The organism is Stenotrophomonas sp., assembly GCF_036662295.1.
Lineage (GTDB): Bacteria > Pseudomonadota > Gammaproteobacteria > Xanthomonadales > Xanthomonadaceae > Stenotrophomonas.
Map to the genome: position 1 here is coordinate 5,447 of NZ_JAVWXA010000086.1, position 11,757 is coordinate 17,203.

The following is an 11,757-nucleotide window of genomic DNA, read 5'->3' on the forward strand; positions in this document are numbered from 1 at the left end:
GTCCCGGCCGGCGCTACGGCGGCGCCCACGCGGCGCCCGGCCGGGACCGGGGCGACCGGCCCCTGGGCGCCGGGGGCGCGGGTGCGGGCGGCCGGCGCGGCGCGCGGCGGCGTGTCGGTGTCGGCGGTGAGCTGCGGGCTGATCGGGTCCACGCCCTGGGCGGTGTCGGCCAGGATGATGACCATCACCCGCCGGTTGCGGTTGCGCCCGGCGGCGCTGGCGTTGTCTTCGCGCGGGCGGAACTGCCCGTAGCCGACCATCGCCAGCCGCGAAGGCTGCACGCCCTGGTCGGCGAACAAGTGCACCACGCTGGCCGCGCGCCCGGCCGAGAGTTCCCAGTTGGAGGGGAACAGCGAGGTGGCGATCGGGATGTTGTCGGTGTGGCCTTCCACGCGCACCCCGTTGGGGCTGTCGCGCAGCACCTGGGCCAGCCTGGACAGCGTGTCGCGTGCATGCACGTCCAGCGAGGCCGAACCGGTGGGGAACAGGATGTCGCTGTTGATCTCCACTTCGATCCACAGCTCGGTGCGGCGCACGCTGATCAGGCCGCGCTCGATCAGCGGCGCCAGCGTGGCGGTGAGCTTGTCGGCGATGGTGCCCAGCTGGCGCTCGGCGCGCTGCAGCTGCTGCTGGTTGCGGATGGAGACCGGCATGCGCATCTGCGAGGCCATCGCCGGCAACAGCGTGGGGTCGTTGGACGGCGACGGCGCGGACGGGCCGACGCGGTTGCCGGCCTTGATCACCGACGGGCTGTCCCAGCCGCCGCCCTGCACCTGCTGGTTGCCCACCTGGACCGGGTTGATGGTGCGCGGGGCGCCACCGAAGGCGGTGGTCAGCGCATCGGCCATGACCCGGTACTTGCCCTCGTTGAGCGAGGAAATGGCGTACATCACCACGAAGAAGGCCAGCAGCAGCGTCATGAGGTCGGCATAGGGGATCGCCCAGGCCTCATGGTTGGCATGCTCTTCGTGGTGCTTGCGACGGGCCATGTCAGTGCAGGAACCCGGTGAGGTTGGTTTCGATGTTGCGCGGGTTTTCGCCCTGCGCGATCGAGATCAGGCCTTCGATGATCATTTCGCGGTCGCGGGTGTTGTGCTGGATCACGCTCTTGAGCTTGGCCGAAACCGGCAGGAACAGCAGGTTGGCCGAGGCGATGCCGTAGATGGTGGCGGTGAACGCGGCGGCGATGCCGTGGCCGAGCTTGCTGGGGTCGGCCAGGTTCTTCATCACCGCGATCAGGCCCAGCACCGCGCCGATGATGCCCAGCGTGGGCGCATAGATGCCCATGCCTTCGAACACCTTGGAGGCGGCCAGGTCCTGGTGCTCCTGGCTGCTCAGTTCGATCTCCATCATGTGCCGGATGGTCTCCGGCTCCACGCCGTCCACCAGCAGCTGCAGGCCCTTGCGCAGGAACGGGTCGCGCTGTGCATCCACCTGCGCTTCCAGGCCCAGCAGGCCCTGGCGGCGGGCGATGTTGCTCCAGTCCACGATCTGCCGGATGAGCGCGTGGCGGTCGCTGCTGGGCGGCAGTATCACCCAGCGCACGATCCTGAAGGCGTGCTTGAACACGGCCGGCGAGGTGTGCAGCAGGATCGAGGCGATGGTGCCGACGATGACGATCACAAATGCCGCCGGCGACCACAGCGACGCCAGCCCGGCCCCCTTGAGAATGCTGCCGCCGACCAGTGAGGCCAGGGCGAGGAAAAGTCCAATGAGGCTGAGTCTGTCCATGGGTCCGATATCGGCTTGTGTGAATGGGACTTGAGATGCCGAAGGAATCCGGTGGGACGGCGGTCACAGTTGTTGGGGAGCCGCCGACCGGTGGCCGGCGTATCGGAGGTCAGCGCAGGCCGTCCACGTCCAGGATCAGCGACATGCGGCCGTCGCCGATCAGGGTGGCCCCGGCGTAGCCGCGCAGGCCGCGCAGGGCCTTGGGCAGTGGCTTGATCACCACTTCCTCGCGGCCGCGCACCTGGTCCACGACCAGCCCGAAGCGTGCTTCGCCGGCCTGCAGCACCACGATGGTGAGCAGCGGGGAGGCGGCCGGTTCCACGTCCAGCCAGTGGCGCAGGTCCACCAGTGGCAGCGTGTGCGACTTGCGATCCAGCACCGCGCGGCCATCGAACCAGCCCAGCGAGGTGTTGGGCGCATGCAGCACTTCCATCACGCGCGCCAGCGGCAATGCGTAGACATCCTCGCCGGCCTGGACCAGCAGGGTGGGCAGGATGGCCAGGGTCAGCGGCACGCGGATCATGAAACGGCTGCCGCGGCCCAGCTCGGACTGGATCTGGATCTGGCCGCTGAGTTCGCGGATGCGCGACTGCACCACGTCCATGCCCACGCCACGGCCGGAGATGTCGGTGACTTCCTGCTTGGTGGAGAAGCCGGGCAGGAACACCAGGTGCAGGCATTCTTCGCTGGTCAGGCGGGCGGCGGCCTCCGGGTCGATCAGGCCCTTCTCGCGCGCCTTCTGGCGCAGCCGCTCGGGGTCGATGCCGGCGCCGTCATCCTGCACCTCGATGCTGACGTAGTCGCCTTCCTGCTGCGCGGACAGGCGCACATGGCCGCTGCGCGGCTTGCCCTGGGCTTCGCGCAGGTCCGGGGTTTCGATGCCGTGGTCGATCGCGTTGCGCACCAGGTGCACCAGCGGGTCGGCCAGGGCCTCGACCAGGTTGCGGTCCAGTTCGGTTTCCGCGCCGACCAGCTCCAGCTCCACTTCCTTCTTCAGGTTGCGGGCCACGTCGCGGGCCACCTTGGGGAAGCGCGAAAACACCTTGCCCACCGGCTGCATGCGCGTGCGCATGACCGCCGACTGCAGGCGCGCGGTGGCGATGTCCAGGGTGGAGACGGCGCGGTCGAGTTCTTCGTCGTGCAGGCGTGCGCGCAGGGTCTTGAGCCGGTTGCGCGAGAGCACCAGTTCGCCGATGAGATTGACGATGGCATCCAGGCGCTTGGTATCCACGCGCACGGTGTGCTCGGCCTCGGCCACCGGCTTGTTGGCCGCCGGCTTGGCCGGCAGGGCCGGGGCAGCGGGGGCGCGCGGGGCGGCGGCGGGGGCGACGGGCGCGGCCTTGGCACCCGGGGCGGCGCCGCCATGCAGCTGGTCCAGCAGGGCTTCGAATTCGTCTTCGCCGATCAGGCCGTCGCCGGCCTTTTTCGTGGGCGTCACGGCGGTCGGGGCCGCGCCACCGTGCAGCGTGTCCAGCAGCGCTTCGAACTCGTCATCGGTGATCAGCTCGCCACTCGTCGGCGCGGCCGCCGTGGCCGCCGCCGGGGCCGGGGTGGCCGGGCCGTTCACGTCGAACTGGGCGATCAGCTCCGGCGGGGCGTAGCCGGGCTCGGTGCCGGCCGAGACCGAATCGAGCATGGACTGCAGGTAGTCCAGCGACTGCTGGGCCGCATCGAAATGATGGGCCTGCAGCACGGCCTGGCCGGAGCGCGCCATGCCCAGGGTTTCCTCGGCGGCGTGGCACAGCTCGACCATGGCCTGGATGCCGAGGAAGCCGGCACCGCCCTTGAGCGTGTGGAAGCCGCGGAACACCGCATTGAGCTGGTCGCTGTCCTGGGGCGACTGCTCCAGCGACACCAGCTGTTCGCCGAGGCGATCCAGGATTTCCTGGGCCTCGAGGATGAAATCGGCGGCAATATCGTCTGGAACAGCGCTCATGGTGTTACAGCCCCAAGTCCGAAAGCAGGTCGTCGGCGTCCACCTGGGACACCTGGTGGCGATCCAGGCCGGTCACGGCCGGGCCGGCCAGGCCGTTGTCGCGCTTGTGCGCGGCATCGTCCTGCGGCGGCAGGCCGAGCGCGCCGAAGCCTTCGTGCACGCGGCGCACGATGCCGACCACGCGGCGGATGATCTGCCCGGTGAGGTCCTGGTAGCTCTGGGTGAGCGCGATCTCGGTGAGGTTGTGGCGGATGCGGTCCAGCTGCTGGTCCTGGTCGGCCGTCAAGCCGTTGGCGCGCAGCTGCTCGGTCAGCGCCCGGCATTCCTCGGCCAGGTCCAGGGTGCGGTGGGTGGCCTGTTCAGTCATGGCCACCACGTGGTCCAGGCGCGCGCAGGCGTCATCCAGCTCGCCGGCTTCGCTGGGCAGGCTGGGCAGCTCGCCCAGGGCCTGGCCCAGTTCGCGGGCCAGGCGGTTCAGCCCGGCCATCATCGGCTGGGCGCGCAGGGCGGCCAGTGCGTCGATTTCCCGGCGCCAGCCGGCTTCGTCGCCGCCTTCCAGCGCGGCCAGGGCATCCTGCAGGCGCTGCACCAGCGCGGACTTGTCGCGAAGGGTCTCCATCAGGCGCTCGCCGCCAGGCGTTCGAAGATCTTGCCGAGCTTTTCTTCCAGGGTCTGGGCGGTGAACGGCTTGATGATGTAGCCGTTGACGCCGGACTGGGCCGCTTCGATGATCTGCTCGCGCTTGGCTTCGGCGGTCACCATCAGCACCGGCAGCGTCTTGAGCTTGGCGTCGGCGCGGATCGCCTTGAGCAGGTCGATGCCGGTCATCACCGGCATGTTCCAGTCGGTGACCACGAAATCGAACGGCTGGCTCTGCAACAGAGACAGCGCGGCATGCCCGTCCTCGGCTTCGGCCGTATTGGTGAAGCCCAGATCGCCCAGCAGGTTCTTGACGATACGACGCATGGTCGAGAAATCGTCGACGATCAGGATACGCATGTTCTTGTTCAAAGCACTTTCCTCGGTATCAAGTGTTCTGGAGGCCGGCGTCGGCCGCCTCGAAGATCTTCAATCGGCCGCGCAGGCGCAGCACGGCCTGGCCATGGATCTGGCACACGCGTGACTCGCTGACGCCGAGCACGGCGCCGATTTCCTTCAGGTTCAATTCCTGTTCGTAGTACAGCGACAGCACCAGCTGCTCGCGTTCGGGCAGCAGGCCGATCGCATTGCCCAGTTCGCGGCCGAACTCGCCGCGCTCCAGCACCTGCTGCGGGGTCGGGCCGCCCTGGGCCACGGTGTCCAGCTCGCCCTGGTCCTCGATGCGCGATTCCAGGCTCAGCACCTGGCCGCGCGCGGCGTCTTCCATCAGGCGCAGGTAATCCGGCAGCGGCATGTCCATGGCCGCGGCCACTTCGGTGGCGCTGGCGGCGCGGCCGGTGCTCTGTTCCAGGCGGCGGATGGTGGAGGCCGCATCGCGGGCGCGGCGGTGCACCGAACGGGGCACCCAGTCGCCGCGGCGGATTTCGTCGATCATCGAGCCGCGGATGCGGATGGAGGCATAGGTTTCGAACGAGGCGCCCTGGTCGGCGTCGTAGCTGCGCGAGGCCTCGATCAGGCCCATCATGCCGGCCTGGATCAGGTCATCCACTTCCACGCTGGCCGGCAGGCGCGCGGCCAGGTGGTGGGCGATGCGACGGACCAGGTCCGAATGCTGGGCAATGCACTCGTTGGCCGCCGTGCGTTGGACCTCTTTGTATTGTGCGGCGCCTTTCATGCGGCCACCCCGCGCTGCTTGAGAATGCGTTCCAGGAAGAACTCGACGCCGCCACGTGGCTCGGTCGGGGCCTGCCAGCGGGCGGTGCGGCGGGCGATCTCGGTGATGGCCTGGGCCGACGGGCTGGACGGGTAGGCCTTGACCACCGGCTGCTGGCGCTGCACCGACAGGCGCAGCCAGTCATCCTGCGGCACGCAGCCCAGGTAGTTGAGCGATACGTCGGCCAGGAACTTCTCGCAGACCCGGCTCAGCTTTTCGTAAAGCACCCGGCCCTCGTTGGGGTCGCGCACCATGTTGGCCACCACCTGGATACGGTCCACCCCGCGTTCGCGCGAGAGCACCTTGATCAGGGCGTAGGCGTCGGTGATCGAGGCCGGCTCGTCACAGACCACCACCACGGTGTCCTGGGCGGCCTGGCAGAAGGTGAGCACCCCGTCGGTGATGCCGGCGGCGGTGTCCACCACCATGAAGTCCAGCTCGCGCTCCAGTTCGGAGAACACGTTGACCAGGCCCACGTGCTCGGCCGGCTGCAGTTCGGCCATGTGCCGGCGACCGGACGCGGCCGGGACCACCAGCACCCCGCCGGGGCCTTCCAGGATCACTTCCTCCAGCGTGCAGCGCCCGGCGACCAGGTCGGCCAGGGTCACCTTGGGCTGCAGGCCCAGGATCACATCGATGTTGGCCAGCCCCAGGTCGGCATCCAGCAGCAGCGTGCGCTTGCCCATGTCGGCGAGCGCCACGGCCAGGTTGGCCGACACGTTGGTCTTGCCCACGCCGCCCTTGCCGCCGGTGACGGCAAGCGTGCGCACGGGGCCCAGCGGCTGGGGGCGGGTGGCCGACAGCGGGAAGGTCTTGGTCAGGTTGGCGTACTCACGCGACGGCATGGTTCAACTCCGGGTTGCAGGGCATATCGGCCGCGCGGCGCAAATCTTCAAGGCGAAGGACGAGATTGGCGGCACTGGCCCGGTGCAGGTCTTCGGGAACGTCCTGGCCATCGGTGACCCAGGTGATCGGCAGGCGGTGGTCCACGGCCACCGACAGGGCGGTGCCGAAGCGGCCGGTCTCATCCAGCTTGCTCAGTACCACGCCCTGCGGGTTGGCGGCGCTGAAGCGGCGGACCACCTCGTCCATGTCGCCGAAGCTGGTGTTGGCCGGCAGCACCAGCAGGGTGCGGATCTGCTGGGCCGCGCGCAGCCAGTGCAGCTGGGCGGCCAGGGCGCGGTCACGCGGGCCCAGCCCGGCGGTGTCGATCAGCACCAGCTTGTAATCCTGCAGGCGCTCCAGCAGCTGGTTGAGGTCGCTGCCGCTGTTGGCCTCGTGCACGGCGATGCCGAGCTGGCGGCCAAACCCGTAGAGCTGCTCGCGGGCGCCGATGCGGCCGGTGTCGGTGGTGACCAGCGCCACGTCGCGGGCGGCGTGCTTCTCGGCAAAGCGCGAGGCCAGCTTGGCGATCGTGGTGGTCTTGCCGGCGCCGGTGGGGCCGACCAGGGCGATGACGCCGCCCGTTTCCAGCGGGTCCACCGGGGCGATCGGCAGCTTGCGCGAGAGCAGGCCCAGCATCAGCCCGCGGCCACGGTGGGCTTCGGTATCCAGCGGGATCTGCATGGCCACGTCGCGGCTGATGCCGGCATCGAAGCCATATTCGTCCATCAGGTCCAGCGCGGCGGCGCGCACCGGCGAGCCGCGCAGGCGCTCGTCGGTGAAGCGGTGCATCTCGCGCTCGATCACCTGGCGCATGCCGGCCACTTCATGGCGCAGCTGGCGCAGTTCCTCGTCATCGCGCGGCACCATCACCAGCTCGGCGGCCGGCAACGGCTGCGCCTGGGCCGGCTCGGCCGGGGCCGGGGCCGGTGCGGCGGTCACGGCGGCCACCGCCGGCTCGACCACCAGCGCAGGCGCGGCCGGGACGGCGGCCAGCACCGGGGCGGGCGATTCGGCCGGGGTGTAGAGGCGTGCCTCGACCACGGCCGCTGCCGGCGCGGCGAACGCCACCGCCACCGGTGCTTCCACCAGCGCCGGGGCGTGGGCGGGGATTGCCGGGATGGCCGGCGCGGGTTGCGGGGCCTGCACGGCGATGCTCACCGGCTGCGGCGGCATCGCCACCTGGGCGGCCGGCACGTGCATCTGGAAGTGCGGCTCGTCGTCCATCGGCGGATCGATGATGAAGCGGGCGCGGTTGATCGGGGCCGGCGCGGGCGCCGGCGCGGCGACCACCGCGGTCTCGACCCGGGCCAGGCCGGCGTCGGCCATGCGCGGCGAAGCGGCAGCGGCCTGCTCCACATTGAACGGGGCGAAGATCTGTTCCGGCAGCGCCGGGGTGCGCAGGGCCGGGGCCACGGCCTGGGCCAGGGTGGCGGCAAAGCCGGCGGTGCCGCGCGGCGGCACGATCTCGTTGGCCGAATTGAGCGTGCGCCCGGTCGCGCCGACGGCGGCGCGGGCCAGGGCGGCCACGGCCGAGGTGGTGGCGGCCACCGGTTCGGGGGCGGCAGCGACCGGCTTGCGCCGGGTCACCGCGGCAATCACCGCATCGGCGGCATTGCGCGGGCGCGGCGCCGGTGCCGGCTCGACGTCCTTGCGGGCCGCTTCCAGGGCGCGCTGCACGGCACCTTCGTCATAGTTGGCCGCCGCCACGATCTCCACGCCTTCCTCGATCCGCCGGTTGGACAGGATCACTGCATCGGGACCGTGTTCCTTGCGCACCAGGTTCATGGCCGAGCGCATATCGGAGGCGACGAAGCGTTTGATTTTCATGCTGTGGTACCGGGACTGGGGCGGCGGGGTGGTGGAAGGGAAGCGCTGGTTGTCGGTGGTCTGCACGGTCCGGGTTTCCCTTTATGTCCTGCTGCGTTGATATCGAATGGGGGTGTGTCTGTTTTCTGGCGCATTGCCGTCGGGCTTCCGGCGTCAACTGATCGTGCCGACCAGCTTCAGGCGTTTGTCCTCGGGCACCTCGCTGTAGGCCAGCACCGACAGCGAGGGGACGCTGTGGCGCACCAGCCGTGCCAGCGCGGCACGCACCGGGCCCGGTACCAGCACGACCGCCGGCTCGTTCTTCGCTTCCTGCTTGCCGACACATTCGGCCAGGCTTTGATGCAGTCGCTCGGCGAGTCCGGGTTCCAGCGCGGCGCCGTTGCCCTGCGTGGACTCCTGCAAGACGCGTTCCAGTTGCGGGTTGAGGGTGAACACCGGCAGCTCCGGCGACATCCCGGCGATCTCCTGCACGATGAAACGGCCCAGCGCATTGCGCACTGCCGCGGTCAGCACCGAGGGGTCCTGGCTGACCGGTGCGTTCTCCACCAGCGACTCCACGATCTTGCGCAGCTGGCGGATCGGGATGCGCTCGATGAGCAGGTTCTGCAGCACCCGCACCACCGCCGACAGCGGCAGCGACTTGGGCGTGAGGTCTTCCACCAGCTTGGGCGCGCTCTTGGCCAGGTTGGCCAGCAGCTGCTGCACCTCCTCGTGGCCGAGCAGCTCCGGTGCGTGCTCGCGGATCAGGTGCGAGAGGTGGGTGGCCACCACGGTGGCCGGGTCGACCACGGTGTAGCCCATCGACTCGGCGTGGGCGCGCTGGTGCGGCTGGATCCAGGTGGCATCCAGGCCGAAGGCCGGGTCCTTGCCGGCGATGCCCTCCAGGGTGCCCAGCGCACTGCCCGGGTCCAGCGCCAGTTCGCGGTCGGGGTGGATGTCGGCAGTGGCCACCGGCACGCCGTGGATCAGCAGGCGATAGCCGCTGGCCGGCAGCTCCAGGTTGTCGCGGATGTGGACGGAGGGAATCAGGAAGCCGATGTCGTGGGTGAGCTTGCGGCGCACGCCCTTGATGCGTGCCATCAGCTCGCCGCCCTGGTTCTTGTCCACCAGCGGGATCAGGCGATAGCCCACTTCCAGGCCCAGCGGATCCACCGGGCGCAGTTCATCCCAGGTCAGCTCGGCGGTGGGCGAGGGCGCCGCGCCCGGCAGGCCGAGGGTCTCGCCACGGCCGGCGGCCGGGGTGTCGGCGGTGCGCGCGGCGGCGTTGCTCTTCTTCCAGGCCTTCCAGGCGACGAAGCCGAGGATGGCGGCCAGCGACAGGAAGGCCACGTTGGGCATGCCCGGCACCAGGCCGACCACGCCCATGATCGCCGCGGCGATGGTGAGCGCGCGGTACTGGCCGAACACCTGGCCCATCATGGCCTGCGCCATGTCCTGCGAGCGCGAGGCACGGGTGACCAGCATGGCCACCGCCGAGGACACCAGCAGCGCCGGCAGCTGCGCCACCAGGCCGTCACCGATGGACAGCAGGGTGTAGGTCGCCGCCGCGTTGCCGAAGGGCATGCCATGCTGCAGCACGCCCACGGCCAGGCCGCCGAGCATGTTGATGAAAAGGATCAGGATGCCGGCGATCGCATCGCCGCGGATGAACTTGCTGGCACCGTCCATCGCACCGTAGAAGTCCGCTTCCTCGCGCACTTCCTCGCGGCGGGCCTTGGCTTCCTCGCGCGTCAGCAAACCGGCGTTGAGGTCGGCGTCGATGGCCATCTGCTTGCCGGGCATGGCATCGAGGATGAAGCGGGCGGTCACTTCGGACACGCGCCCGGCACCCTTGGTGATCACCACGAAATTGATGATGGTCAGGATCGCGAAGACCACGATGCCCACCGCGTAATTGCCGCCGATCACGAACTCGCCGAAGGCGGCGATCACCTTGCCGGCCGCCTCGTGGCCGTCCTGGCCGTGCAGCAGGATCACGCGGGTGGAGGCCACGTTCAGGGCCAGGCGCAGCATGGTGGTGACCAGCAGCACGATCGGGAAGATGGTGAAATCCAGCGGCCGCTTCACGTAGACCACCGCCAGCAGCACCATCAGCGAGATGGCGATGTTGAAGGTGAACAGCGCGTCCAGCACTGGCGGGGCCAGCGGCACCACTACCATGGCCAGCAGCGCCAGCACGATCAAGGGGGCGCCCAGTCCGTTGCGGATCATGTCCAGGGCACGGCGTACGTTCATGCCGGGGGTGGCGGGCTGGGCGCTCACGGGCGGCCTCCCTTGCCGAATTCATCCACGTCGATGCTGGGGGCGGCCGGCATCGGCCCGCCACGCCAGGTGCGCAGCTGGTACACGTAGGACAGAACCTGGGCCACGGCCGAATACAGTCTCACGGGAATTTCCTTTCCAAGTTGACCTTCCCGATACAAGGCGCGTGCCAAAGGCGGCGCCGAGACGATGGCGACCTTGTTGCCGTCGGCCACTTCGCGGATGCGCAGGGCGGTTTCATCCACGCCCAGGGCCACCACGGTGGGGGCGCCCATCTTCCCGCCCTCGTACTTCAGGGCCACCGCGTAGTGGGTGGGGTTGACCACCACCACGTCGGCGCTGGGCACCGCTTCCATCATCCGGCGGTTGGACATCTGCTGCTGCAGCTGGCGGATGCGGCCCTTCACCTCCGGGCTGCCCTCGCTTTCCTTCATTTCCCGGCGCAGCTCTTCACGGGTCATCTTCAGCTTGCGCATCCAGTTCCAGCGCTGGTACGGCGCATCGATGGCGGCCAGCAGCATCATCGCCCCGCCGGTGGCCAGCATCAGCTTCAGGGTGAAGCCCAGGCCGTGCACGATGGCCGTTTCCAGGGGCTGGTTGAGCAGGTCGCGCAGCGGCCGGATGCCGTGCCACACCACCATGCCCGCCGCCGTGCCGACAAAGGCGATGCGCAGCAGCGACTTGGTGAATTCGGCGATCGCCTCGGGCCCGTACAGGCGCTTGAGCCCGGCCATGGGGCTGAGCCGGGTGGGATCGGGCATCAGCGACTTGTTGGACCAGCGCAGCCCGCCCATCACCACCGGGGCCAGGAAACTGGCCAGCAGGCAGATCAGCACCAGCGGCCACATCGCCAGCAGCAACTGCAGCAGCAGCTGGCCGAAATGCCCGAACAGGGCCTGCGGATGCATGCGCAGGCCCGGCTCCGGGCTCAGCGCCAGCTTCATCCAGGTCTTGGCCCCACTGCTGATGCTGCCGGAGTAGGCCATCAGCGCCAGCACGCCGGCCCCGAACACCGCGGCGGTGGCCAGTTCGCGCGAGCGCGGGATGTTGCCCTGCTCGCGGGCATCGCGCAGGCGTTTTTCGGTGGGGAGTTCGGTCTTTTCGCCGGCTTGTTCGTTCTCGGACATGGGGGCACGACGCGGGGGGAGTACCCGGTCTGGTGCAAGAACCGTTCCGTGACGGCCGCGGCGCCGCTCCGCGCGCGATCCGGGTAGTGCCGGCCGCTGGCCGGCTCCCGACCAGGCCGAAGGGTGAGGTAGTGCCGGCCGCTGGCCGGCTCCCGACCAGGCCGAAGGGGTGAGGT

At 69.6% G+C, this 11,757-nt stretch carries 10 protein-coding genes; all 10 read right to left on the minus strand.

Annotated features, from left to right (window positions below; all coding sequences use genetic code 11):
- A partial coding sequence (motD, locus tag RSA25_RS14890; protein ID WP_332809635.1) for a flagellar motor protein MotD occupies nt 1-989 on the minus strand: 989 nt, incomplete at its 3' end.
- Between the two features lies 1 nt (nt 990).
- Nucleotides 991-1,731 (minus strand): flagellar motor protein, encoded by a 741-nt coding sequence (locus RSA25_RS14895; protein WP_332809636.1) that lies wholly within the window; start codon nt 1,729-1,731, stop codon nt 991-993.
- Between the two features lie 109 nt (nt 1,732-1,840).
- Entirely contained in the window at nt 1,841-3,667 is a 1,827-nt protein-coding gene (locus RSA25_RS14900) for a chemotaxis protein CheA (RefSeq protein ID WP_332809637.1), read from the minus strand.
- 4 nt (nt 3,668-3,671) lie between these two features.
- A complete protein-coding gene (locus RSA25_RS14905; protein WP_332809638.1) occupies nt 3,672-4,286 on the minus strand; it encodes a protein phosphatase CheZ in 615 nt (204 codons plus the stop codon).
- A complete protein-coding gene (gene cheY / locus RSA25_RS14910) occupies nt 4,286-4,678 on the minus strand; it encodes a chemotaxis response regulator CheY (RefSeq protein WP_312237772.1) in 393 nt (130 codons plus the stop codon). The genes RSA25_RS14905 and cheY overlap by 1 nt, the downstream gene beginning before the upstream one ends.
- 16 nt (nt 4,679-4,694) lie before the next feature.
- Nucleotides 4,695-5,441: an RNA polymerase sigma factor FliA gene (locus tag RSA25_RS14915; RefSeq protein ID WP_332809639.1), complete on the minus strand. Its 747-nt coding sequence runs from the start codon at nt 5,439-5,441 to the stop codon at nt 4,695-4,697.
- Complete coding sequence (locus tag RSA25_RS14920; RefSeq protein ID WP_332809640.1) at nt 5,438-6,325, minus strand: MinD/ParA family protein; 888 nt, start codon at nt 6,323-6,325, stop codon at nt 5,438-5,440. The genes RSA25_RS14915 and RSA25_RS14920 overlap by 4 nt, the downstream gene beginning before the upstream one ends.
- Nucleotides 6,312-8,192 carry a flagellar biosynthesis protein FlhF gene (gene flhF / locus RSA25_RS14925; RefSeq protein ID WP_332809641.1) on the minus strand — a complete coding sequence of 627 codons (1,881 nt, stop codon included), beginning with the start codon at nt 8,190-8,192 and terminating at the stop codon, nt 6,312-6,314. Before flhF ends, RSA25_RS14920 begins: the two co-directional genes overlap by 14 nt.
- Nucleotides 8,193-8,345: 153 nt before the next feature.
- Entirely contained in the window at nt 8,346-10,427 is a 2,082-nt protein-coding gene (gene flhA / locus RSA25_RS14930; RefSeq protein WP_332809643.1) for a flagellar biosynthesis protein FlhA, read from the minus strand.
- Nucleotides 10,428-10,450: 23 nt separating this feature from the next.
- Complete coding sequence (gene flhB, locus RSA25_RS14935; RefSeq protein ID WP_332809642.1) at nt 10,451-11,581, minus strand: flagellar biosynthesis protein FlhB; 1,131 nt, start codon at nt 11,579-11,581, stop codon at nt 10,451-10,453.
- Nucleotides 11,582-11,757 lie beyond the last annotated feature (176 nt).